Raw genomic sequence first — 21589 nt, 5'->3', positions numbered from 1 at the left:
GCGGGGAGAATCAAGGCGCTCGGCGGCCAGGTGCCGCGCGGGAGCGAGGTGACGGCGCTGACGCAGGACGCCGACGGGGTCGAGGCGGCTCTGCTCGGGCCGGGCGGCGAGTCACGGCTCACGGCCCGTTTCCCGGTGGGCCGCGACGGCGGGCGCGGCATCGTCCGCAAGCCGCCGGGCATCGGCTTTCCCGGTCCGGACGGGAAGCTGCTCTCGGCGGTCGCCGACGTCACGGGCGGCGTCCACCGGTTTCTGTTCTACGGGTTTCTGTTCTACGGGGCCGAGCAGCAGCGGCTCTCCCGCGACACCCCGATCATCGAGGAGGAGGCGCCGGCCTGGCCGGCGTCCTGGCGCGGTGGACGGGGCGCACCCGCGCGCCCACCGCGCCAGGTGAGAGTCAGGACAGGCCCGGCGCCGGGAACTTGGCGGTCAGCTCGCTGACCTCGTGGTGGACGCGGGTGATGACGTCCTCGGCGTCGCCCTTGGCCAGCGCGGTGACGACCTCGTCGATCCAGGCGCCGATCTGCCGCATCTCCGCCTCGCCCATGCCGCGCGAGGTGACCGACGGGGTGCCGATGCGGATGCCGGACGGGTCGAACGGCTTGCGGGTGTCGAACGGGACCGTGTTGTAGTTGGTCTCCAGGCCGGCCCGGTCGAGCGCCTGCGCGGCCGGCTTGCCGCCGATGCCCTTGGGCGTCAGGTCGAGCAGGATCAGGTGGTTGTCGGTGCCGCCGGAGACGAGGTCGAAGCCGCGGCTGCCCAGCTCCTCGGCCAGCGCCTTGGCGTTGGCGACCACCTGGTGGGCGTACGCCTTGAAGGCGTCGGTGGACGCCTCGTGCAGGGCGACGGCGATGGCGGCCGTGGTGTGGTTGTGCGGGCCGCCCTGCAGGCCGGGGAAGACCGCCTTGTTGAGCGCGGCGGCGTGCTCGTCGGAGCTCGCCATGAGCATGGCGCCGCGCGGGCCGCGCAGCGTCTTGTGGGTGGTCGTGGAGATCACGTCGGCGTGACCGACCGGCGACGGGTGCGCGCCGCCCGCGACCAGGCCGGCGATGTGCGCGATGTCGGCGGCCAGCACGGCGCCCACCTCGCGGGCGATCGCGGCGAAGCCCTCGAAGTCGATCGTGCGCGGGATGGCGGTGCCGCCGCAGAAGATGAGCTTCGGCCGGTGCTCCAGGGCCAGCTCGCGGACCTCGTCGAGGTCGACGCGGCCGGTGTCCTTGCGCACGCCGTAGCGGACCGGGGTGAACCACTTGCCGGTGGCCGAGACCGACCAGCCGTGGGTGAGGTGGCCGCCGAACGGCAGGCCCATGCCCATGACGGTGTCGCCCGGCTGCAGGAACGCCATGTAGATGGCGAGGTTGGCCGGCGAGCCGGAGTAGGGCTGGACGTTGGCGTGGTTGACGCCGAACAGCGCCTTGGCCCGCTCGATCGCCAGGGTCTCGATCTGGTCGATGACCTGCTGGCCCTCGTAGTAGCGCTTGCCGGAGTAGCCCTCGGAGTACTTGTTGGTCAGGACGGTGCCCGTCGCCTCCAGGACGGCCTTGGAGACGTAGTTCTCGGAGGCGATCAGCTTGACGGTGTCGGCCTGGCGGCGCTCCTCGGCCTGGATGAGCTCGGCGATCCGCGGGTCGACGCTAGCGAGAGAACTCATGACTCCCCTGTCATCATTGACATCAGGCGAAGACCCAGGCGCACGGCCTCCGCTCCCTTCGCTCCCCGGTGGTCAGCCCACCTCATGCGCCAGTCGCGACCCTACAGACGATAGCGGAAGTGGTGCTCCCGGCTCACTCGCGCGTGACGGCCGCGTCCCGCGTGACGTCTGCGTCCGGTGGGCGGGCCCGCCCCGTGCCCGGCCACCACTTGTCCACCTCGGCGTTCAGGATGGCGCCGATGAGCACGGCCAGCGCCGTGATGTACAGCCAGAGCAGCACGGCGATGGGCGCGGCCAGCGAGCCGTACACGGAGACGGGCGAGAACCAGGCGGCCAGCACGGCGCGCAGCACGGCGGCGCACACGATCCACAGGAACAGCGCCAGCACGGCCCCGGGCAGCTCCCGGTAGACCTTGGTGCGCACCGGCACGCTGACGTGGTAGAGCACGGTGAGGAACGCGACCGACCCGATGATCACCACGGGCCAGTAGAGGACGTCGATGAGGATGCCGAACTGGGCCGGCAGCGCGTCCTTGAGCAGGGTGGGGCCGATGACGAGGATCGGCATGACGACGATGGCGACGGCCAGGCCGACGACGTAGAGGCCGAACGACATCAGGCGGGTGCGCACGATGCCCCGCGCCTCGCCCAGCCCGTACGCGACGGAGATGAGGTCGACGTACACGTACAGGGCCCGCGAGCCGGACCACAGCGACAGCAGGAAGCCCAGGGAGATGATGGAGACCTTGCTGGCGTCGTCGCGCAGCACGTCGTTCATGAGCGGGTTGACGACCCGGTCGATGGCGTCCTTGGTGAACAGCACGCCGGCCTGCTCGACCACCCACGCCCGCACCTGCTGGACCGTCTCCTGGCCGAGCCACGTGCCGAGCTTGCCGATGACGCCGATGACGCCCAGCACGAACGGGGGCAGCGACAGCAGGGCGAAGAAGGCCGCCTCGCCCGCCAGACCGGTGACCCGGTAGGTGACGCCGGCGTCGACCGCGTCGCGGACGATCGCCCACGCCTTCGTGCCGCGTACCCGGCTCAGCCCGGCGCGGGCGTGGGAGGCTATGCGCTTCCTCGCCCGCGTGGGCAGGTCGGTGGAGGTCATGGGCACCAGGACCAAGCTTTCGCAGTGACTCTTCCGGACAGCTTATGTCCCCATGACCCTGCCCTGGTCGTTGTCGACGATGCGCGCTCCGAGCGGCAGCAGCGAGACGGGCACCAGCTTGAGGTTCGCGATGGCCAGCGGGATGCCGATGACCGACAGGAACAGCGGGATCGAGGTCAGGACGTGGCCGATGGCCAGCCAGATCCCGGCGACCACGCACCAGATGATGTTGCCGATCAGCGAGAACACCCCGGCCTGCGGGTCGCGCACGACCGTGCGGCCGAAGGGCCACAGCGCGTACGCGGCGATCCGGAACGAGGCGATGCCGAACGGGATCGTGATGATGAGAACGCAGCAGACGATCCCCGCCAGGGCGTACCCGAGGGCCAGCCAGATGCCGGCGAAGACCAGCCAGATGACGTTGAGAATCGTGCGCATGGCTACAGCTTGTCACCGGACGTGCGCCACGCGGCATCCGGTATGCCCCTGAACCTACCCCGACCTGCGCGCACGCCCCGCGCCGGGGGGACCGGCGAACGCCTGGGCCACCTCCGCCCAGGCGCGGGCGGCGGTGCCGGTGATCTCCAGGGCGGTGTCGGCGAGGTGGACGCGCCGGGTGACGAGCAGGCAGAAGTCGAGCATGGGCCCGCGCACCACGTCGGGGGCGTCCAGCGGGCCCGCGGTCCACGGCTCGCCGCCGCCGGGAGGCGTCAGCTCCACCCGTACGGGCTCGGACGGGAGGGGCAGCCCGCGCACGGCGAACCCGTAGGGGCGGGCCCTGACCCCGAGCATGGCCACGTGCCGCAGCCGGGCGGTCGGCTCGCGGGTGACGCCGAGCGCGGCGGCCACGTCCTCGCCGTGCGCCCAGGTCTCCATGAGGCGGGCGGTGACGAACGAGGCGGCCGACATGTCGGGCCCGTACCAGGGGACGCGGTCGCGCGCCCCGAGCCGGGCGAACGCCTCCAGGCTGCGGGCGCGGGCGTCGCGGAACCAGGCGTGCAGCTCGGCCACGGGCATGCCGCGCGAGCGGAAGGCCAGCTCGTCCACCGTGCCGGCCTCGACGGCGAACCCGTCGAGCGAGGCGCGGAACGCGGCGGGGTCGGTGGCCGCCGTGCGGGCCGCGTCGTCGAACCAGGCGAGATGGGCGACCTGGTCGCGCACCGCCCAGCCCTCGGCGGGGGTGGGCAGCTCCCACTGGGCGGGGCTCAGCGGAGTGAGCAGGGCCTCCAGCGAGTCGGTCTCCGCGCGCAGGTCGGCGAGCAGCTCGCCCATGAGGTCCATGCCCGCCACCCTAACCGAACGGTGTTCTACGGGGAATAATGCGGAGCGTGATCTGCGAGAGCTGCAAGGAGCGGCGGCACGAGGAGTGCCGTGGCGGCTCGTGGTGCGACTGCCAGCACCAGACGGAACCCCAGGAGGACGAGTCCCCGCTGGACTGGCCCCGCCAGGGATGATCGCGTCCAGAGTCTGGACCGTTGTTGGACATCTCGGACAGCGCGAGTATCTTCATATACATGCCAGCGGACCCCATGCTCGTCGGCCGACGCCACGTCGACCTTCAGCGTGTCCGCAGCGCCATCTGTCGTGACGCCCGCTGATCATCCCCGGATTTCTCTCACCTGAGGGCGTCGCACTCCTCTTCGCTACCCCCGCACTCGACGACGAGGCGGGAGGAAGTACGAGCGCGCCCATGATGCGAAGGACGCGCCATGAGCACTCCTGCCAGCCGGCACCACAAGCGCCCGCGCGGCGAGGGTCAATGGGCTCTCGGTTACCGTGAGCCGCTCAACAAGAACGAGGAGAACAAGAAGAACGACGACGGGCTCAACGTCCGCCAGCGGATCATCGACATCTACTCCAAGGCCGGCTTCGACTCGATCGACCCGGCCGACCTGCGCGGACGCATGCGCTGGTACGGCCTGTACACCCAGCGCAAGCCCGGCATCGACGGCGGCAAGACCGCGATCCTGGAGCCGGAGGAGCTGGACGACCGCTACTTCATGCTCCGCGTCCGGATCGACGGCGGCCTGCTCGACCTGCGCCAGCTCCGCGCGATCGCCGACATCTCCAACCTGTACGGCCGCGGCACTGCCGACCTGACCGACCGGCAGAACATCCAGCTCCACTGGATCGAGATCGAGTCGGTGCCCGACATCTGGGAGCGCCTGGAGGCCGTCGGCCTGTCCACCACCGAGGCGTGCGGCGACACCCCGCGCGTCATCCTGGGCTGTCCGCTGGCCGGCATCGACACCGACGAGGTGCTCGACGCCACCGAGCAGATCCAGGAGGTGTACGACCGGTACATCGGCGACCCGGCGTTCTCCAACCTGCCGCGCAAGTTCAAGACCGCGATCAGCGGCTGCCCGGCCCACTGCACCGTCCACGAGATCAACGACGTGGCGTTCGTGGGCGTCGAGCTGCCGAGCGGCGAGAAGGGCTACGACCTGTGGGTGGGCGGCGGCCTGTCCACCAACCCGATGTTCGGCAAGCGGATCGGCGTGTTCGTCCGGCCCGACCAGGTCGGCGAGGTCTGGGCCGGCGTGGCCGGCATCTTCCGCGACTACGGCTACCGGCGGCTGCGCCACCGGGCGCGGATCAAGTTCCTCGTCAACGACTGGGGGCCCGAGAAGTTCCGCGAGGTGCTGGAGACCGAGTACCTCAAGGAGCCCCTGCCCGACGGGCCCGCGCCGGCCCAGCCGCGTGGCTCGCGCCGCGACCACGTCGGCGTCCACCCGCAGCAGGACGGCAACTTCTACGTCGGCTTCGCGCCGCGCGTGGGCCGCCTCGACGGCGACAAGCTGCACCTCGTCGCCGACATCGCCGAGCGGCACGGCTCCGGCCGGGTCCGCACCACGGTCGAGCAGAAGATGGTCATCCTCGACGTCGCGCCCGACCGGGTCGAGTCGCTGGTGGCCGAGCTGGAGGCCAACGACCTCCAGGTCAACCCGTCCACGTTCCGGCGCCAGACCATGGCCTGCACCGGCATCGAGTACTGCAAGCTCGCGATCGTCGAGACCAAGGCCACGGCGTCCGACCTCATCGACGAGCTGGAGCGGCGGCTGCCCGGCTTCCAGGAGCCGCTGACGATCAACGTCAACGGCTGCCCCAACTCCTGCGCCCGCATCCAGGTGGCCGACATCGGCCTCAAGGGGCAGCTCGTCGTGGACGAGAACGGCGAGCAGGTCGAGGGCTTCCAGATCCACCTCGGCGGCTCGCTCGGCGTCAACCCCGGCTTCGGCCGGAAGGTGCGCGGCCTGAAGACCACGGCGGCGGCCCTGCCCGACTACGTGGAGCGGGTCGTCACCCACTACGACGCCCAGAAGAAGGAGGGCGAGTCCTTCGCCGACTGGGTGCAGCGCGCCGACGAGGCGGACCTGCGATGAGCGAGCGCGCCGTCCCGTTCCACTGCCCGTACTGCGGCGACGAGGACCTCGAACCGTACGAGGGTGACGGCGGCTGGTACTGCCGCTCCTGCGCCCGCGCTTTCAAGCTGAAGTTCCTGGGGATCGGAGTGAACATTTGACCTCCGCCACACGGCCGAAGCCATGGGCTCACGACCTTCGCAGGCCGAGCCTTCCTGATTCACCGGCGACTGCCCCCGGGACGAACCCGAGCCAGGGACTTACGTGGCCTCCACAGGCTTCACATCCCGCCAGCCCGGCGGTAGGTGCCCGGACGCAACATCCGCCCAAGCACGAGGGCGACGTTACTACGAACCTCGCTGGGGTTTCCGGCGATTCATGGGAGACGATATGACGCTGGTGGACATCGAGGTCGGACTCCGGAGTCAGCGCGGCACCCTCGACCTGCAGGACATCGTCGAGTCGGCCGCCGTGTTCCTGGAGGACGCGCCCGCCCGCGAGATCATCCGCTGGGCGGCGGCCACGTTCGGCGACCGGCTGTGCCTGACCTCGTCGATGAGCGACGCGCTGCTCATCGACCTGGTGAGCCGGGTCAAGCCCGGCGTGGACGTGCTGTTCATCGACACGGGCTACCACTTCGCCGAGACGGTCGGCACCCGGGACGCCGTCCGGCAGGTCTACGACGTCAACGTGATCGACATCAAGCCGTCGCGCACGGTCGAGGAGCAGGAGCGCGACCTCGGCCCGCGCCTGTTCGGCCGCAACCCCGACCTGTGCTGCTACCTGCGCAAGGTCGAGCCGCTCAACCGCGCGCTGGAGCCGTACCTCGCGTGGATCTCCGGCATCCGCCGCGACGAGTCGCCCACCAGGGCCGGCACCAAGGTCGTCGAATGGGACGCCAAGCGGCAGATGGTCAAGGTCAACCCGATCGCGCGGTGGACCCAGGAGGAGGTCGACAACTACATCGCCGACAACGGGGTGCTCATCAACCCGCTCCACTACGACAACTACCCCTCGATCGGCTGCGCCCCCTGCACCCGGCAGGTCGCGGAGGGCGAGGACCCGCGCAGCGGCCGCTGGGCGGGGCTGGGGAAGGTCGAATGCGGCATTCACCTGTAGTCCCCGGCATGTGGCCCGCCCCGTTGGCAGACGGGGCGGGCCCGCGGCCGCCTCTGGTGGCGGTGGCGCACGGCTCGCGCGACCCGCGCGCCGCGGCCGTCGTGGAGGCGCTGCTGGACGAGGTGCGGCGGGCCCGGCCGGGCCTGCCGGTCCGCTCGGCCTACCTGGACCACGCCGCGCCGAGCCTGGGCCAGGCGCTGGCCGGGCTGGGCGAGGCCGTGGTGCTGCCGCTGCTGCTGACCGAGGCGTACCACTCGCGCGTCGACCTGCCGTCGGCGCTGAACGAGGTGCGGGCGCGCGAGCCGCGGCTGCGCGTCCGCTACGGCGCCACGCTCGGGCCGCACCCGCTGTTGGTGGGCGCGCTGGAGCGGCGCCTGGCCGAGGCCGGGGTGGCGCCGCGCGACCGCGGGACGGCCGTGGTGCTGGTGTCGGCCGGTTCCAGCGACGCCCGGGCCAACGCGGTCGTGGCGCGCGTGGCCGGCGAGTGGGCGCTGTCCGGCGGCTGGTGGGGCGTCGTCCCGGCGTACGCGTCGGCCGCGACGCCGACGCCGGAGGAGGCGGTGCGGCTGCTGCGGGAGGCGGGCGCGCCGCGCGTGGCCGTCGCGCCGTACCTGCTGGCTCCGGGGCTGTTCGCCGACAAGGTGCGCCGGGCGACGCTCGCCGCGGGCGCCGACGTGGTGGCCGACGTGCTCGGCCCCGCCCCCGAGATCGCGCGGGTGCTGCTGGAACGCTACGACGCCGCCCTGCGCGCACCCGCGGAGGCCGCCGCCTCCTGAGCACGGGCGGCCTGAGCACGGGCGGTCCTGAGCGCGGGCGGTCCCGGGCACGGGCGGTCCTGAGCGCGGGCGGCCTGAGCGCGGGCGGTCAGTGGCCGAGCGGGCCCCGGCGGCCGTCGTCGCCGGGGAGGCCGCGGTTGCCGTCGTCGCCGAGGAGGCCGCGGTTGCCGTCGCGCCAGTCGTCGCCGTGCAGCCGCCTCCAGTGCTCGCGCCAGGCCGCGAACCCGCGCCGCACCGGCTGCGCGCGCGAGTCGCCGACCACCTTCACATCCCCCATCACCGCGTACGCGCGGACCCGCACCACCGGCACGTTCATGCCCGGGGCCGCCTGCAGCACGTCCACCCGCTTGTCGCCCATGACGGCCATGCCGTCGAGGTCCACGTGCACGCCGTCCGGGACGATGATCTTGACGTCGCCCATCACGGAGACGGCCGTGATGTCCACCACGTCGGTGCGGGCCTCGGCCTCGCGCAGGTCGAGCAGCACGTCCCCCATCACGGCCACCGCGCCGAGCTCCTGGTCGATCCGCCAGGCGCCGCGCCGCTTGGTGTCGCCCATCACGCCCACGAACCACCGCCTTCTGCGCTCGGCCGGCCGCGGGACGGCGGCGGGGAACGCCGCGGCCGGCCCGGCGTCCGGCAGGTCCTCGGTGAGCAGGGCCAGCTCGGCGTGGGTGGCGGCGCTGTAGGCGGCCTCGGTGCGGTCGGTCAGCTCGGCCAGCGAGAGGCGGCCCTCCACGGAGGCCACGCGGAGTCGCTCCACGACGGCCTCGCGCTCGGCGTCGGACGCGCGCACTCCTCCAGGGTCGGTCATGAGACGCAACATATCGCGTTTCGCCGGCCGTCTCCTCCTCCCCCGGGAGGAACACCGCCGTGCACCGTGCCCCTTTCGGACCATGCTCCGAACCGTGCGCCCGGCGGTGGCGGTCCGGGGTGGGGGTTGAGCTGGGCTAGTGTCCGATGCATGCATGAGGAGAAGCTCTACCGGGCCGCGTTGAACGGCGAGTCGGAGACCGTGAGCGAGCTGCTCGCCGGGGGCGCCGACCCCAACCGGCCGAGCGAGGGAGAGGACGAGGGGCTGCCGCTGTGCGCGGCGGCCTCGTGGGACCGGGTCGAGGCCGCCCGGGCGCTGCTGGCCGCCGGGGCCGACGTCAACGGCCGCGAGGAGGGCGGCTGGACCGCGCTGCTGTGGGCCGCGGCCAACGGCCACGCCGACACCGCCCGGCTCCTGGTGGAGGCCGGGGCCGAGGTGGACGTCACGAACGACGACGGCGACACGGCGCTCACGCTCGCCGCCCGGCGCGGCGCGCTCGGCGTGGTGCGGGTGCTGCTGGACAGCGGCGCCGACGCGACGAAGTACGACGGCGACGGCGACACCCCGCTGGACGTGGCGGCCGACTGGGTGGGCGTGCACCTGGAGAGCGCGCTGCTCGACCAGATCGGGCAGGACGACTGGGAGTACGTGGTGGCCCGGCAGTTCGCCAAGGACGGCACCGAGCTGGTGACCGTGGCGGGCCGCTCGGCCGACGGCGAGCAGAGCGAGCAGGTGCAGGCGCAGCGCGGGCACGCGGCGATCGCCACCCTGCTGGAGGAGGCCACCGGCGTCCACGCGCCGGTCGACCGGCTGGTCGCGCGGGCGCTGGCGCACCGCGACACCGACGAGGACGCCGAGACCTGGTGGATCGTGGCCGACGCGCTGGGGCGGCGGGGCGACGAGGAGACCTACGAGGCGCTGGCCCGGCTGTGCGCGAGCGAGGACGCCCGGGAGCGGGAGTTCGGCGTGGACGCGATCGCCCAGTACGGCGTGGACGAGGACGGCGGCAAGCCGTACCTGGAGCGGACGCTGCCGCTGCTGCAGCGGATGGCCACCACGGAGAGCAACCCGCAGGTGCTCAGGTCGGTGCTGTCGGCCCTCGGCCACCAGGGCGACCCGCGCGCGCTGCCGCAGGTGCTCGACATCGTCAACCGGCCGGGGCACCGGCGCACGATGACCGACGCGATCGCGCTGGCCGACGTGCTGCCGCCCGACCACGCCGAGGGGCTGGCCCTGCTCGTCGCGATGACCCGCGACGACGACGAGGAGGTGCGCGACTGGGCCACCTCGGGCCTGGCCTCGCTGGAGGCCGACACGCCGGAGATCCGTGAGGCGCTGGCGGCCCGCCTGGACGACACCGACCTGCGGACGGTCGCCGAGGCCACGCGTGGCCTGGCCGAGCGCGGGGACGCCCGGGCGGCGCGGGGCGTCGAGCGGGTGCTGGCCGAGAGCGACGACGACTACGCCCGCGACCTCGTCACCGAGGCGCGGCTCAAGCTGAGCCCGGACGCCTGACAGCCGGCACCGGCACCGGCGCCCGCCCGGCGCCAGGTCGGGGACGCCGCCCGGCGCCGGGTCGGGGACGCCGCCCCGCTCCGGGTCAGGGGCGGCGCTCGGTGCCGAAGATGCCGTTGACCGCGATGATCGCGAACCAGATCCCCAGGATGCCCCACACGGCGGTGCCCTGGATGCTCAGCGCGATCGTCGCCACCGTGCCCAGGCTCAGCGAGACGATCGCGAGCGCGAGCCGCTGGCCGTAGGCGGCCTTGGACCGTCCGGCCAGTTCCTCGGCCTTCGGGATGGCGGCCAGCCGTTCGTCCACCCGCCGGTCGACCTCCTTGCCCATCTTGTCGAGGAACGACTCGATGAGGGCGTCCTCGAAGTCGGGGCCGAGGTCGCGGCGGGCGGCCACGGCGGCACGAAGCTCATCACCGGTGCTCATGTGTCGAGATATAGCGTGATGCGTCCGTCTCGGCAAGGCACAGATGCGACTCAGCGGGCCAGGATGTCGTCCAGGTTGTACGAGACCGGCCGCTCAAGCTGCTCGTACGTGCACGACTCGGGCGTGCGGTCGGGCCTTGCGCGGCGCCAGTGGGCGGTGTGCCGGAACCGGTCGCCCTCCATCTGGTCGTAGGCCACCTCGATGACCAGCTCGGGCCGCAGCGGGATGAACGACAGGTCCTTCTTCGCGCTCCACCGCGAGATCGCGCCGGGGACCCGCTGCCCGCCCGTGGCCGGACCGGCGGCCGGCTGGCCGACGGTGGCCGCCGCCTGCTCGGCCCAGTGCCCCCACGGGTGCTCGCTGAGCTCGGCGAGGTACGGCTTGAGCTCCTCCACCAGCTCGGCCCGGCGCGCCATCGGGAACGAGGCGGCCACGCCCACGTGGTGCAGCCGCCCGTCGGGCCCGTACAGGCCGAGCAGCAGCGAGCCGACGATCGGCCCGGTCTTGTGCTCGCGGTAGCCGGCCACCACGACGTCGGCCGTGCGCTCGTGCTTGACCTTGAACATGGTGCGCTTGTCGGGGACGTAGGGCTGGTCGCCGGGCTTGACGATGATGCCGTCGAGCCCCGCCCCCTCGAACATCTCGAACCACTCCCCCGCCTGCCCGTCGTCGCGCGTGACGGGCGTGAGCCGCACCGAGTGGCCGGCCCGGCCGAAGACGCCCTCCAGGCGGGCGCGGCGCTCGGCGAAGGGCAGGTCGAGGTATGACTCGTCGCCGAGCGCCAGCAGGTCGAAGGCGACGAACGAGGCCGGCGTCTGCTCGGCCAGCATCCTGACCCGCGAGGCGGCGGGGTGGATGCGTTGCTGGAGGGCGTCGAAGTCGAGCTGGGAGCCGCGCGGCAGCACGATCTCGCCGTCGATCACGACCCGTTCGGGCAGCTCGGCCTTGACCGCCTCGACCAGCTCCGGGAAGTAGCGGGTGAACGGCCGCTCGTTGCGGCTGCCGAGGTAGACCTCGTCGCCGTCGCGGAAGACGATGCAGCGGAAGCCGTCCCACTTGGGCTCGTAGAACAGGGTGCCGTCCTGCTTGGGCATGGCCTTGACCGGCTTGGCCAGCATGGGCGCCACGGGCGGCCGGACCGGCAGGTTGGGCACCGGCTCCGGCTCGGCCTCGGGCCCGGGGGCCGCGGGCGGCCCGGTGGGCGCGGTGGGCGCGGCGTCCTGGAGCCGGGGCTCGGGCTCGGCGGCGGCCGGGGGCTCGGTGGGGTCAGTCATGGTTCGGCTCCCTCGTGTACCGGCAGAACAGCACGCCGTCCTCCTCCAGGACCTGACCGAGGCCGAGGCCGACCAGCGCCGCCTCGCCGTTCAGGATGCGCGCCGCGCCGCCGCCGAGCAGCAGCGGGCTGATCGTCAGGCACAGCTCGTCGAGCAGCCCGGCCGCGGCGAGCTGGGCGTTGAGCCGCGGCCCGCCCTCGCACAGCACCCGGGTCAGCCCCCGCTCGTGCAGCTCGCGCACGGCCGTCCCCATGTCGACCACCTCCTCGCCCGCGACGACGACGTCGGCGACGGACTTGGCCGCGGCGAGGCGCTCGGCCGGGGCGGAAGCGCAGGTGACGACGATCGTCCGGGAGATCGCCTCGGTGAACAGCGGGCCGTCGAGGTCGAGGTCGAGGCTGCGGCTGACCACCGCGAGAGGCGGCGTCTCGGGCCGTCCCTCGCGCAGCGCCCGCCACGACTCGCGCGGCCGGGCGGGGCCGTAGCCCTCGGCGCGCACGGTGGCGGCGCCGGCGACGACCACGTCGGCGAGCCCCCGCAGCACGCCGAAGATCCGCTTGTCGGCCTTGCCCGACAGCCCGCCCGACAGGCCGTTCATCCAGGCGGCGCCGTCGGCGCTGGCGACCATGTTGACGCGCAGCCACGGCCGGTCAGGCGGGTAGGCGTAGGCCAGCTCGATGGGTGGATCGTCCTGTATGTCCGGATAGATGCGACGCACTCCTCTACCTTGGCACACGCCTCCGACAACCGGCCGTCAGGCGGCCTTTGCCCGAGACATCGCACTTTGGCGTAACGAATGGCATACGTGGAGTGATGCGCTTAACGTGTCGTCTGGGGTCGGGGACCGAAGGAGGCCCGGGTGGGGCTCGCCACTGCCGTGACATGGATCTGCACCGCGCTCGCCGGAGCGTACCTGCTCTATCTGTGGCTGTCGGGCGGCGGGCTGCGGCAGCAGGCCACCAAGGTCACCCGCTTCCCGGTCGCGCTGGTCTTCTCCCATCCCACGCTGGCCGCCGGGGCGCTGGTCTGCTGGTTCGGGTACCTGCTGACCGGGTCCGCGGCGCTCGCGTGGACCGCCTTCGGGGTGCTGGCGGTGGCCGCGCTGCTGGGCTTCGTCATGTTCACCCGCTGGCTCGGCGGCGGCCGGCACGCCCGGGGCGCCGAGCGCCGCTTCCCCGTGCTGGCCGTGGCGCTGCACGGCCTCGGCGGGGTCGTCACGTTCGCGCTGGCGCTGATCACCGCGGCCCTGATGGGCGACTGACCCCGCGGGCCGCGGGGAACGGCTCAGGAGCCCTGCGGCTGGCGCAGCACCTGGATCGAGCGCGACGTCACGGCCACCTGCGAGCCCGGCAGCCGGGCCTCGTCCGGGAACGGCTCGTCCTGGCCGGACTCGTAGCTGGTGTCGAGCACCGGCAGCCAGGTCGCGCCGTACTCCTCGCCCGGCAGCGTGAACGTCATGTCCTCGTGGTGGGCGTTGATGAGCAGCAGGAACGAGTCGTCCACGATCCGCTCGCCGCGCGGCCCCGGCTCGGTGATGCCCTCGCCGTTGAGGTAGACCGTCAGCGACTTGGCGTAGCCGGTGTGCCAGTCGCCGGCCGTCATCTCCTGCCCGGCGGGCGTGAGCCACACCAGGTCGCGCCGGCCGTCCTCGGAGTCACGGCCGTGGAAGAAGCGGCGGCGCTGGAAGACCGGGTGCTCGCGCCGCAGCCGCGACAGCGTCCGGACGAACTCCAGCAGGTCGGTCTCGGTGTGCACCAGCGACCAGTCGATCCAGGCGATCTCGTTGTCCTGGCAGTAGGCGTTGTTGTTGCCGCGCTGCGTGCGGCCGATCTCGTCGCCGTGCGACAGCATCGGCACGCCCTGCGACAGGAACAGCGTGGTCAGGAAGTTGCGCCGCTGCCGGTGACGGAGCCGGACGATCTCGGGGTCCTCGACCGGCCCCTCGGCGCCGCAGTTCCAGGAGCGGTTGTCGTCGGTGCCGTCGCGGTTGTCCTCGCCGTTGTCGAGGTTGTGCTTGCGGTCGTAGGAGACCAGGTCGGTGAGGGTGAACCCGTCGTGGCAGGTGACGAAGTTGATGGAGGCCACCGGCCGGCGCCCGGAGGTGGCGTACAGGTCGGCCGAGCCGGTCAGGCGCGAGGCGAACTCGGGCAGCGCCGAGTGCGTGCCCCGCCAGAAGTCGCGCACGATGTCGCGGTACTTGCCGTTCCACTCGGTCCACAGCGGCGGGAAGTTGCCCACCTGGTAGCCGCCGGGCCCGACGTCCCACGGCTCGGCGATGAGCTTGACCTGCGAGATCACCGGATCCTGCTGGATGAGGTCGAAGAACGCGCTCAGCCGGTCGACGTCGTGCAGCTCGCGGGCCAGCGCCGAGGCCAGGTCGAAGCGGAAGCCGTCGACGTGCATCTCCAGCACCCAGTAGCGCAGGGAGTCCATGATGAGCTGGAGCGCGTGCGGCGAGCGGACGTTGAGCGAGTTGCCGCAGCCGGTGTAGTCGAGGTAGTAGCGGCGGTCGCCGTCGTGCAGGCGGTAGTAGGCCGAGTTGTCGATGCCCCGGAAGCCGAGCGTCGGGCCCATGTGGTCGCCCTCGGCGGTGTGGTTGTAGACCACGTCGAGGATCACCTCGATGCCCGCCTCGTGCAGCGCCCGCACCATGGCCTTGAACTCCTGCACCTGCTCGCCGCGCGTGCCGGCGCTGGAGTAGCGGCCGTGGGGCGCGAGGTAGGCAGCGGTGTTGTAGCCCCAGTAGTTGGTCAGCCCGCGGGCCACGAGGAAGTGCTCGGGGATGAAGTGGTGGACCGGCATCAGCTCGACCGCCGTCACGCCGAGCGACAGCAGGTGGTCGATGATCGCCGGGTGCGCCACGCCCGCGTAGGTGCCGCGCAGCGGCTCCGGCACCGCCGGGTGGCGCATGGTCAGGCCGCGCACGTGCGCCTCGTAGATCACCGTCTCGTGGTACGGGATGCGCGGCGGCCGGTCGTTGCCCCACTCGAAGAACGGGTTGATCACCACGTTCTTCGGCATGAAGGGGGCGCTGTCGGTCAGGTTGAGCCGGGCCGGGTCGGTGAACTCGTACGAGAACAGCGCCTCGTTCCAGGTCAGGTCGCCGTCGATGGCCTTGGCGTAGGGGTCGAGCAGCAGCTTGGCCGGATTGCACCGGTGGCCGCGCGACGGCTCGTAGGGCCCGTGGACGCGGTAGCCGTAGCGCTGTCCCGGCATGACGCCCGGAAGGTGGCCATGCCAGACGAACCCGTCGACCTCCGGCAGGTCGACGCGTTCCTCGGACCCGTCATCGTGGAAGAGGCACAGCTCTACCCGCTCGGCCACCTCGGAGAACACCGAGAATCCGGTGCCCACGCCATCCCAGGTAGCGCCGAGTGGGTACGGCTCGCCCGGCCAGACATCTCGCATGTGACTCGATTGTCCCACGCGACCGCGATCACGCCAGAGCGCTCGCGATCACGATCTCGCTAGAGGAGCTGCGCGTTCAGGCTGATCGTCGTGCCCGCGAGGGCCTTGCTCACCGGGCAGTTGGCCTTGGCCGTCTCGGCGGCCTCCTGGAACTGCTCGGCCGTGACGCCGGGGACCTGGCCCCGCACGGTGAGGACGATGCCGGTGATGCCCTCGCCCGGCTGGAAGGTGACGTCGGCGCTGGTGGTCAGCGTCTCGGGCGGCGTGCCGGCGCCGGCCAGGGCGTGCGAGAGCGCCATCGAGAAGCACGAGGAGTGGGCCGCGGCGATGAGCTCCTCGGGGGAGGTCCTGCCGCCGGCCTCCTGGGAGCGCGAGGCCCAGGTGACCTCGAACGTGCCCACGCCGGACGTGTCGAGCGACACGTTGCCCGAGCCGTCGATCAGGGCGCCCTTCCACTGCGTGGTGGCGGTGCGGGTGGTTGCCATGACGCTTCCTCCCTCTCGTTGGTGGACTTACGACCCTACCGTGAGCTTGTCCCTCCCCTGGCCGGAGCCGTGAACCCGGGGCCGGACCGGGTTCATCCGGCTCACCTTCCGCCGCGAATAGTGGCATGCTCGGGTCGCGGCGCACCGGCCGCCTTGGTCCGGATCATCGGGAGATCGTCGGGAGCGTGGTGCCAGTGGAGGCGCCGTACGACGACCGCCTGCTGCACCAGCGGGTGGTCGGCGGCGACGAGGCCGCACTCGGGGAGGTCTACGATCACCTCTCCGCGCTGATCTTCGGTCTGTCGCTGCGCGTCACCAGGGACCGGGTGATCGCCGAGGACATCACGCAGGAGGTGTTCCTGATCTTCTGGGAGCGTCCCCTCGCCTACGATCCCGACCGGGGCACGCTGCGGGCGTGGCTGGCCACGATCGCCCACCGCCGCGCGGTCGACCACGTGCGGGCCGAGGAGCGCCGCCGGGTCTCCACGCTGGGCCCCCGGCTGTTCGAGCCGCCGCCCCCGCGGCTGGAGGAGACGGTGCTGGCCGCCGACGAGGCCGAGCGCGTGCGGCGGGCGGTCACGGCCTTACCCGACGGCCTGAGACAGGCGGTGGAGCTGGCCTACTACGGTGGCCGGACGTACCGGCAGGTGGCCGAGGAGCTGGGCGTGCCGGAGGGCACGGCCAAGTCGCGGATCCGGCTGGCGCTGCGGCGCCTGGCCGACGCGCTGGCAGAGGAGGAGGTGTGATGGAGCCCGTGGACCGTCTCTACCTGGACGCGCTGACGGAGGACGCCGAGGCGCCGGCCGGCTCCCTGCGCCCGCAGCTCCTCGCCGGCGCCCGCGCCCGGCGCCGCCCGGCCGCCCCCACCGCCGCCTGGGCGCGGCCGTACGCGGGCCGGGTGGCGGCCATGGACGCCCTGCTCGCCTCGGCCGGCGACGACGACTGGTCGCGCGAGGTGGTGGAGGGCTGGAACCTGCAGGAGCTCGTCGCCCATCTGGCGGCCAAGGACGGCCTGCTCGCCGCCGCGGTGGGCGCCCCGGTCCTCGGGCCGCCGATCACGGCCTCCGACGCGCTGGGCCGCACCGCCGACGTGCAGGCGCACGAACGGGCCCGCAGCCCGGAGCAGACGCGGCGCGACTGGCGGGCCCAGGCCGACGCGCTGTGCCGGCATCTCGCCGCGCTCGCGCCCGAGGCGCCGGCGACGCTCGACGGCATGGAGACGGCGGTGCGCGACCACGTGCTGGGCCGCACCCTGGAGACGTGGATCCACGCCGACGACGCCGCCCGGGCGGCCGCGCTGCGGCTGCCGCACCCGGTGCCCGAACACATCCACCCGACGGCCGACCTGTGCGCGCGGCTGCTGCCGTGGACGATGCTGCTGTCGGGGCTCGACGGCGCGGGGCGGGCCGTTCATCTCACGCTGACGGGGGCGGGCGGCGGCGAGTGGCACGTTCCCCTGGGAGTCGCCGACACCGGGGCGCGTGAGCCGCAGGCGCGGATCACGGCGGACGTGGTGGAGTTCTGCTTCCTGCTGGGCGGGCGGGGGGAGCCGGAGTCGTTCGCGGCGGAGCTGGAGGGGGATGTGGGGCTGGCGCGCGACGTGCTGCGCACCGCTCCCGCCCTGGCGGGCCCCTGACGCGCACCGGCCGGCCGGTCCTGTGACGCGCGGCCGGGCGGTCTTCTCCCGCGCGGCCTGACGGTCTTCTGCCGCGTGGTCGGGCGGGGCGGCTAGGCCAGCCAGATGAGGCCGGCGAAGCGGCCGCCGGGCTGCTCGCGGCGGTGGGAGTAGAGCTCCTGCGACTCGATCGTGCAGCGCGCGTCGTGGCGCACGTCGGTCACGCCGGCGGCGCGCAGCTGCGCCTCGATGCCGGCCCGCAGGTCGAGCGCCGGAGTGTCCCAGGAGGTGGTGGACCAGGTGGCGGGCACCCGGGAGGCGACGCGCTCGCGCAGCTCGGCCGGCACCTCGTAGCAGCGGCCGCACGCGCCCGGCCCGACGATCGCCGTCATCCGCTCCGGGGCCGCGCCCTTGGCGGTCATGGCGTCGACGAGCGCCGTGGCCACGCCCGCCTCGGTGCCGGGACGGCCGGAGTGGGCGGCCCCCACCATCCGCGCCTCCGGATCGCCCACCAGCACGGCCGGGCAGTCGGCGCCGAGGGCGGCCAGGGCGAGGCGCGGCTCGGTGGTGAAGACGCCGTCCAGCGGGGGCGGGTCGTCGCCGAAGGGCTCGCTCACGTACGCGACGTCGGCGCCGTGGACCTGGCGCATGAACACCACGGCCCGCACGCCCAGCTCGGCGGCCACGCCCGCGCGGTTGGCGCGGACGGCCTCGGGGTCGTCGCCGACCAGGCCACCGAGGTTGCGCGACCCGTACGGGGGCGCGCTCACGCCTCCGTGGCGGTCGGTGAACGCGACGTGGACCCCCGGCGCCAGCTCCATGCCCTTGATCCTAGTGCGGCCCCACCGAGCCGGACGCCGGGGTCAGCCGCCCCGGGCGCCGGGGTCGGCGGAGGCGGGCGCTGCGGTCAGGCGACCCGGGTCAGGGCGTGCAGCAGGTGGCGGACGGCGGGCGCGGGCACGCCCGGGAGGACGGCCAGCGAGGTGGTCACCGAGTGCCCGGCGAGCGGCCGGACGGCCACGCGGGGGACGTCCGGCAGGCCGGCCACCTCGTAGAAGACCGTCCAGGAGGGGGCGGCGACGCCGATGTCGGTCAGGGTCTCCTGCAACGTCGTGAACGGCGGCCCGAGCGGCGGACTGACCCCGGCCGCCCGGCAGGCGCCGATGATCAGGTCGTGGAAGGGCGGGTTGCCCTCGCGGGGGGCCAGCCGGAGAGGGAGCCCGGCCAGGTCCTCGATCCGGAGCCCAGCCGAACGCGCCGACGGGAGCCTGGTCGGCTCCTCGACTTGGGCTGCGGCCGGACGCGCCGACGGATGCCCGACCGACTCCTCAGCCCGGGCTCCGGCCGGGCGCGCCAGCGGGTACCCGGCCGGCTCCTCGGACCAGGTTTCGGCCGGCCGCGCCAGCGGGTGCTCCGCGGGCAGGGCCACGTACAGCGGGTCGGTCCAGACCGGCAGCAGTTCCAGGCCGGGGGCGTCGGTGAGCGCGCGGACCAGCGCCGCGTCGAGCTCGCCCGAGCGTACGGCGGCCAGCCGATCGGGCAGGGGGAGGCGCCGCGGGCGGACCTGGAGGCGCGGCGCGACATCGGCCAGCGCCCCGAGCGTGCGGTAGACCCGGTCGCCCGGCCCCTGCACGATGCCGAGCCGCAGGACGCCGTCGCTGCCCGCGCGCACGTCGGCGGCGACCTGCCGGGCGTGGTGCGCGGCGGCCAGCACGGCCCGCGCCTCGGGCAGCAGGCGTTCGCCCGCCCCGGACAGGTGCACGCGCCGGGTCGTCCGGGTGAACAGGGACACGCCGAGCTCGCGTTCGAGCCGGCGGACCTGCTGGCTCACGGCCGACTGCACGATGCTCAGCCGCTCGGCGGCGCGGCCGAAGCCGCCCTCTTCGGCGACCGCCACGAAATACGCGAGCTGCCTCAGCTCCACCCACGCCCTCGATTCATCTCGATCGGTGATGGCTGTAGGTGACAACCGCTTCTGGTTCGCGCTGTCTTCCCGGACTGCAATGGATCCCGATCCTGGAAGGAGCTGAGGATGACTTTCACCACGTCACAGGCCCTTGTCGTGCCCGCGGGGGCCGCGGAGGCGGTCGAGCTGCCGGCGGGCGGGGCGTTCACCCTGCTCGCCGACGCGAGCGACACCGCCGGCGCGCTGGGCGCCAACCGGCTCGCCCTGGGGCGGGGCCGCGACGGCGCCAGGCCGCACTACCACGCGCTGTCCACCGAGCTGTTCTACGTCCTGGACGGCACGTTGGAGTTCCTCCTCGGCGAGGAGAGGCTGACCGTCACCCGGGGCGCCCTGGTCGTCGTGCCGCCGCGGGTGCCGCACGCGTTCCGGGCGGCGCCGGACGCCGGGGCGGACCTGCTGGCCGTGCTGACGCCGGGCGTCGACCGGTTCGGGTATTTCCGGCGGCTCGGGCGCGTCCAGCACGGCCTGGAGCCCTTCGACGGCCTGCTGGCGGAGCAGGAGCGTTACGACGTCCACTTCGTGCAGGCGGATGGCTCGCCGTCCACGGGGACCGCCCGATGACCCCCGCACCTGCCCCGTGCTCGGAGGCCGCCCGATGACCTCCACACCCACCCCCGTCCCAGCCCCCGTCGTCGCGGGCGCGGGCACGGGCACGGCCTCGGGTGGGCGGATCGGGCCGCTGTCGACGGCCGTGCGGCTCGGCGGGCTGTTCGGCCCGTCGGTCTTCGGCGTCACGGCCGCCGCCGTGGCGCTGCCCAAGGTGGCCGCCGCGCTGGGAGCCGCCCCCGCCGAGGTCGCCTGGGTCCTCACCGCGCACGCGCTGGCGCTCGGCGTCGGCACCGCCGTCTTCGGACGGCTGGCGGACTCCAGGGGCGCGCGGGCCGCGCTGCCGGCCGCGTCGCTGCTGCTGGCCGCCGGCGCGCTGGTGTGCCTCGCGGCGCCCTCCCTCGGTGTCCTGGTCGGCGGGCGGTTGCTGCTGGCGGCCGGGTCCGGGGGCGTGGCGGCGGTCGGCGCCGCCCTGCTCGCGGGCGTGGACCCCGGTGAACGCGGCCGGGTGCTCGCCGGTTACGGCATGGTGATGGCGGTCTTCGCGTCCGTCGCCACGTTGCTCGGCGGCGTGGTCACGACCTGGCTGAGCTGGCGGGTCACCCTCGTGCTGCCGGTGCTGTCGGTCGTGGCGGCCCCCTTCTGCCTCCGGCTGGCCGTACGGCCGGGCTCGCGCCGCCCGATCGACGTCGCCGGGGCCGCCGCGCTGACCGCTGCGGTGAGCACCCTGCTCGTGATCGTCCAGTCCAGGACGCTCGGCCTCGGCGGGCCCGTCGTCCTGGGGCTCGTGGCGGGGTTCGTGCCGGCGAGCGGCGCGCTCGTGTGGCGGGTGGCGCGGCGGCCGGACGGTTTCGTCCCGCGCGCGCTGGTCGGCGCGGCGGTCCACCGGATCGGGGCCGCGATCGGCGTCGGCGTCTTCGCGGGCCTGTTCGCCGCCATGTACGTGATCCCGCAGATCCTGGCCGGAGTCCATGGCTGGAGCGTGCTGACCATCGGTGTCGCGCTGCTTCCCGGGGCGGCGGTCGGGGCGGTGCTGTCGCGCCGGGCCGGGCTGCTCTCGGCGCGCGGCGGCCGGCTGGTGCTGGCCGGCACCGCGGTGGCGGCGGCAGCGGCTCTGGCCGTCACGGCGACGGGCCGGGGCGGTCCCTGGCCCGCCGTGGCCGCGGCCTCGCTGTGCCTGGCCGCGTTCGCCCTCACCCAGGTGGTGATCATCGGCGACCTGTCGGCGCGGCTGCCGCCTGCCCTGCGTGGTGCGGGCATGGGGCTGCTGAACCTGACGTTCTTCGTCGGCGGCGGGCTGGGGTCGGCCGTCACCGCGGCGTCGGCGGTGTGGCTGGGCACGTCCCGGGCGCCGGTGGTCGTGGCGCTCTTCCCCCTGCTGGCCGCCCTCGTGGCCGTCGCCACCCGGGCCCGCGCCGACGCCCCGGCACCGCCACCGGCCGGCACCACGGCGCCTCCGGCCGACACCGCGTCGCCCGCACCGCCCTCGGGGCCGTCGCACGCGTGAGGGCCACCACGCG

The 21589-nt window shown here is 73.6% G+C and carries 25 protein-coding genes and 1 riboswitch; of the genes, 13 read left to right on the top strand and 12 right to left on the bottom strand.

Annotated features, from left to right (window positions below; all coding sequences use genetic code 11):
* The first annotated feature begins 9 nt into the window (after window positions 1-9).
* Window positions 10-441, top strand: a complete 432-nt coding sequence (locus HD595_RS30475) for an FAD-dependent monooxygenase (RefSeq protein ID WP_308211374.1) — start codon at window positions 10-12, stop codon at window positions 439-441.
* Here HD595_RS30475 and HD595_RS30470 read toward each other — a convergent pair.
* The 4 genes from HD595_RS30470 to HD595_RS30455 all read right to left on the bottom strand — a co-directional run bounded on the left by HD595_RS30470 (window position 398) and on the right by HD595_RS30455 (window position 4043).
* The gene (locus tag HD595_RS30470; RefSeq protein WP_253774980.1) at window positions 398-1651 is read right to left on the bottom strand and encodes a serine hydroxymethyltransferase; all 1254 of its coding nucleotides are present in this window, start codon (window positions 1649-1651) and stop codon (window positions 398-400) included. The genes HD595_RS30475 and HD595_RS30470 overlap by 44 nt on opposite strands.
* A 25-nt stretch (window positions 1652-1676) precedes the next feature.
* A riboswitch (ZMP/ZTP riboswitch) is annotated at window positions 1677-1758 on the bottom strand.
* 26 nt (window positions 1759-1784) lie between these two features.
* Complete coding sequence (locus tag HD595_RS30465) at window positions 1785-2762, bottom strand: YihY/virulence factor BrkB family protein (RefSeq protein ID WP_253774978.1); 978 nt, start codon at window positions 2760-2762, stop codon at window positions 1785-1787.
* Between the two features lie 42 nt (window positions 2763-2804).
* Complete coding sequence (locus HD595_RS30460) at window positions 2805-3200, bottom strand: YccF domain-containing protein (protein WP_253774976.1); 396 nt, start codon at window positions 3198-3200, stop codon at window positions 2805-2807.
* 54 nt (window positions 3201-3254) lie between these two features.
* Window positions 3255-4043: a TIGR03084 family metal-binding protein gene (locus HD595_RS30455; RefSeq protein WP_253774974.1), complete on the bottom strand. Its 789-nt coding sequence runs from the start codon at window positions 4041-4043 to the stop codon at window positions 3255-3257.
* Window positions 4044-4090: 47 nt separating this feature from the next.
* On the opposite strand from HD595_RS30455, the gene HD595_RS46165 reads away from it, so the two are divergent.
* From HD595_RS46165 to HD595_RS30435, 6 genes are all read left to right on the top strand, one after another.
* The gene (locus HD595_RS46165) at window positions 4091-4216 is read left to right on the top strand and encodes a hypothetical protein (protein WP_301309643.1); all 126 of its coding nucleotides are present in this window, start codon (window positions 4091-4093) and stop codon (window positions 4214-4216) included.
* 60 nt (window positions 4217-4276) lie between these two features.
* A complete protein-coding gene (locus HD595_RS47295) occupies window positions 4277-4360 on the top strand; it encodes a putative leader peptide (protein ID WP_350809452.1) in 84 nt (27 codons plus the stop codon).
* Between the two features lie 111 nt (window positions 4361-4471).
* Window positions 4472-6145 (top strand): nitrite/sulfite reductase, encoded by a 1674-nt coding sequence (locus HD595_RS30450; protein ID WP_253774972.1) that lies wholly within the window; start codon window positions 4472-4474, stop codon window positions 6143-6145.
* Complete coding sequence (locus HD595_RS30445; protein ID WP_175588424.1) at window positions 6142-6285, top strand: Insertion element protein; 144 nt, start codon at window positions 6142-6144, stop codon at window positions 6283-6285. The genes HD595_RS30450 and HD595_RS30445 overlap by 4 nt, the downstream gene beginning before the upstream one ends.
* A 229-nt stretch (window positions 6286-6514) precedes the next feature.
* A complete protein-coding gene (locus HD595_RS30440; RefSeq protein ID WP_175602270.1) occupies window positions 6515-7243 on the top strand; it encodes a phosphoadenylyl-sulfate reductase in 729 nt (242 codons plus the stop codon).
* An 8-nt stretch (window positions 7244-7251) separates the two neighbouring features.
* The gene (locus tag HD595_RS30435) at window positions 7252-8019 is read left to right on the top strand and encodes a sirohydrochlorin chelatase (RefSeq protein ID WP_253774970.1); all 768 of its coding nucleotides are present in this window, start codon (window positions 7252-7254) and stop codon (window positions 8017-8019) included.
* Window positions 8020-8107: 88 nt separating this feature from the next.
* Here HD595_RS30435 and HD595_RS30430 read toward each other — a convergent pair whose 3' ends face one another.
* Window positions 8108-8833: a DUF1707 SHOCT-like domain-containing protein gene (locus HD595_RS30430; protein WP_253774968.1), complete on the bottom strand. Its 726-nt coding sequence runs from the start codon at window positions 8831-8833 to the stop codon at window positions 8108-8110.
* Window positions 8834-8983: 150 nt separating this feature from the next.
* Here HD595_RS30430 and HD595_RS30425 point away from each other — a divergent pair, with 150 nt between their 5' ends.
* The gene (locus HD595_RS30425; protein ID WP_253774966.1) at window positions 8984-10348 is read left to right on the top strand and encodes an ankyrin repeat domain-containing protein; all 1365 of its coding nucleotides are present in this window, start codon (window positions 8984-8986) and stop codon (window positions 10346-10348) included.
* 85 nt (window positions 10349-10433) lie between these two features.
* Here the strand turns inward: HD595_RS30425 and HD595_RS30420 are convergent, their stop codons facing one another.
* From HD595_RS30420 to HD595_RS30410, 3 genes are all read right to left on the bottom strand, one after another.
* The gene (locus tag HD595_RS30420; protein WP_253774964.1) at window positions 10434-10775 is read right to left on the bottom strand and encodes a hypothetical protein; all 342 of its coding nucleotides are present in this window, start codon (window positions 10773-10775) and stop codon (window positions 10434-10436) included.
* 50 nt (window positions 10776-10825) lie between these two features.
* Window positions 10826-11893: an ATP-dependent DNA ligase gene (locus HD595_RS30415; protein ID WP_420540764.1), complete on the bottom strand. Its 1068-nt coding sequence runs from the start codon at window positions 11891-11893 to the stop codon at window positions 10826-10828.
* A gap of 148 nt (window positions 11894-12041) precedes the next feature.
* A complete protein-coding gene (locus HD595_RS30410; protein WP_253774960.1) occupies window positions 12042-12767 on the bottom strand; it encodes a pyrimidine reductase family protein in 726 nt (241 codons plus the stop codon).
* A gap of 141 nt (window positions 12768-12908) precedes the next feature.
* On the opposite strand from HD595_RS30410, the gene HD595_RS30405 reads away from it, so the two are divergent.
* On the top strand, window positions 12909-13310 hold the full coding sequence (locus tag HD595_RS30405) for a hypothetical protein (RefSeq protein WP_253774958.1): 402 nt from the start codon (window positions 12909-12911) through the stop codon (window positions 13308-13310).
* Between the two features lie 23 nt (window positions 13311-13333).
* On the opposite strand, the gene glgX is transcribed toward HD595_RS30405, so the two are convergent.
* Together glgX and HD595_RS30395 are read right to left on the bottom strand one after the other, a co-directional pair.
* Window positions 13334-15457, bottom strand: a complete 2124-nt coding sequence (glgX, locus tag HD595_RS30400) for a glycogen debranching protein GlgX (protein ID WP_253774956.1) — start codon at window positions 15455-15457, stop codon at window positions 13334-13336.
* Between the two features lie 59 nt (window positions 15458-15516).
* A complete protein-coding gene (locus tag HD595_RS30395) occupies window positions 15517-15942 on the bottom strand; it encodes an OsmC family peroxiredoxin (RefSeq protein WP_253774955.1) in 426 nt (141 codons plus the stop codon).
* 185 nt (window positions 15943-16127) lie between these two features.
* Between HD595_RS30395 and HD595_RS30390 the strand changes: the two genes are divergently transcribed.
* Both HD595_RS30390 and HD595_RS30385 read left to right on the top strand, forming a co-directional pair.
* Entirely contained in the window at window positions 16128-16688 is a 561-nt protein-coding gene (locus HD595_RS30390) for a sigma-70 family RNA polymerase sigma factor (RefSeq protein WP_253774953.1), read from the top strand.
* Complete coding sequence (locus HD595_RS30385) at window positions 16688-17578, top strand: maleylpyruvate isomerase family mycothiol-dependent enzyme (RefSeq protein ID WP_253774951.1); 891 nt, start codon at window positions 16688-16690, stop codon at window positions 17576-17578. The genes HD595_RS30390 and HD595_RS30385 overlap by 1 nt, the downstream gene beginning before the upstream one ends.
* A 92-nt stretch (window positions 17579-17670) precedes the next feature.
* On the opposite strand, the gene pgeF is transcribed toward HD595_RS30385, so the two are convergent.
* Complete coding sequence (pgeF, locus tag HD595_RS30380; RefSeq protein WP_253774949.1) at window positions 17671-18378, bottom strand: peptidoglycan editing factor PgeF; 708 nt, start codon at window positions 18376-18378, stop codon at window positions 17671-17673.
* 86 nt (window positions 18379-18464) lie between these two features.
* Window positions 18465-19481: a LysR family transcriptional regulator gene (locus HD595_RS30375; RefSeq protein WP_253774947.1), complete on the bottom strand. Its 1017-nt coding sequence runs from the start codon at window positions 19479-19481 to the stop codon at window positions 18465-18467.
* Window positions 19482-19589: 108 nt separating this feature from the next.
* Between HD595_RS30375 and HD595_RS30370 the strand changes: the two genes are divergently transcribed.
* Together HD595_RS30370 and HD595_RS30365 are read left to right on the top strand one after the other, a co-directional pair.
* Window positions 19590-20084, top strand: coding sequence for a cupin domain-containing protein (locus HD595_RS30370; protein WP_253774945.1), 495 nt, complete (start codon window positions 19590-19592; stop codon window positions 20082-20084).
* Window positions 20085-20118: 34 nt separating this feature from the next.
* Window positions 20119-21576: an MFS transporter gene (locus tag HD595_RS30365; RefSeq protein ID WP_301309641.1), complete on the top strand. Its 1458-nt coding sequence runs from the start codon at window positions 20119-20121 to the stop codon at window positions 21574-21576.
* Window positions 21577-21589 lie beyond the last annotated feature (13 nt).

Source organism: Nonomuraea roseoviolacea subsp. carminata (assembly GCF_024172185.1).
Lineage (GTDB): Bacteria > Actinomycetota > Actinomycetes > Streptosporangiales > Streptosporangiaceae > Nonomuraea > Nonomuraea roseoviolacea.
This window is presented reverse-complemented; position numbering and strand designations above follow the sequence as displayed.

Excerpts from the sequence above, each read along its gene's own strand:
- HD595_RS30445 (WP_175588424.1), top strand. The coding sequence starts at position 6,142 with ATGAGCGAGCGCGCCGTCCCGTTCCACTGCCCGTACTGCGGCGACGAG.
- HD595_RS30365 (WP_301309641.1), top strand. The coding sequence starts at position 20,119 with ATGACCTCCACACCCACCCCCGTCCCAGCCCCCGTCGTCGCGGGCGCG.
- HD595_RS30465 (WP_253774978.1), bottom strand. The coding sequence starts at position 2,762 with ATGACCTCCACCGACCTGCCCACGCGGGCGAGGAAGCGCATAGCCTCC.
- HD595_RS47295 (WP_350809452.1), top strand. The coding sequence starts at position 4,277 with ATGCCAGCGGACCCCATGCTCGTCGGCCGACGCCACGTCGACCTTCAG.
- glgX (WP_253774956.1), bottom strand. The coding sequence starts at position 15,457 with ATGCGAGATGTCTGGCCGGGCGAGCCGTACCCACTCGGCGCTACCTGG.
- HD595_RS30425 (WP_253774966.1), top strand. The coding sequence starts at position 8,984 with ATGCATGAGGAGAAGCTCTACCGGGCCGCGTTGAACGGCGAGTCGGAG.
- HD595_RS30460 (WP_253774976.1), bottom strand. The coding sequence starts at position 3,200 with ATGCGCACGATTCTCAACGTCATCTGGCTGGTCTTCGCCGGCATCTGG.
- HD595_RS30435 (WP_253774970.1), top strand. The coding sequence starts at position 7,252 with ATGTGGCCCGCCCCGTTGGCAGACGGGGCGGGCCCGCGGCCGCCTCTG.
- HD595_RS30415 (WP_420540764.1), bottom strand. The coding sequence starts at position 11,893 with ATGCTGGCCAAGCCGGTCAAGGCCATGCCCAAGCAGGACGGCACCCTG.
- HD595_RS30420 (WP_253774964.1), bottom strand. The coding sequence starts at position 10,775 with ATGAGCACCGGTGATGAGCTTCGTGCCGCCGTGGCCGCCCGCCGCGAC.
- HD595_RS30450 (WP_253774972.1), top strand. The coding sequence starts at position 4,472 with ATGAGCACTCCTGCCAGCCGGCACCACAAGCGCCCGCGCGGCGAGGGT.
- HD595_RS30395 (WP_253774955.1), bottom strand. The coding sequence starts at position 15,942 with ATGGCAACCACCCGCACCGCCACCACGCAGTGGAAGGGCGCCCTGATC.
- HD595_RS30370 (WP_253774945.1), top strand. The coding sequence starts at position 19,590 with ATGACTTTCACCACGTCACAGGCCCTTGTCGTGCCCGCGGGGGCCGCG.
- HD595_RS30470 (WP_253774980.1), bottom strand. The coding sequence starts at position 1,651 with ATGAGTTCTCTCGCTAGCGTCGACCCGCGGATCGCCGAGCTCATCCAG.
- HD595_RS30455 (WP_253774974.1), bottom strand. The coding sequence starts at position 4,043 with ATGGACCTCATGGGCGAGCTGCTCGCCGACCTGCGCGCGGAGACCGAC.
- HD595_RS30385 (WP_253774951.1), top strand. The coding sequence starts at position 16,688 with ATGGAGCCCGTGGACCGTCTCTACCTGGACGCGCTGACGGAGGACGCC.
- HD595_RS30430 (WP_253774968.1), bottom strand. The coding sequence starts at position 8,833 with ATGACCGACCCTGGAGGAGTGCGCGCGTCCGACGCCGAGCGCGAGGCC.
- HD595_RS30440 (WP_175602270.1), top strand. The coding sequence starts at position 6,515 with ATGACGCTGGTGGACATCGAGGTCGGACTCCGGAGTCAGCGCGGCACC.
- pgeF (WP_253774949.1), bottom strand. The coding sequence starts at position 18,378 with ATGGAGCTGGCGCCGGGGGTCCACGTCGCGTTCACCGACCGCCACGGA.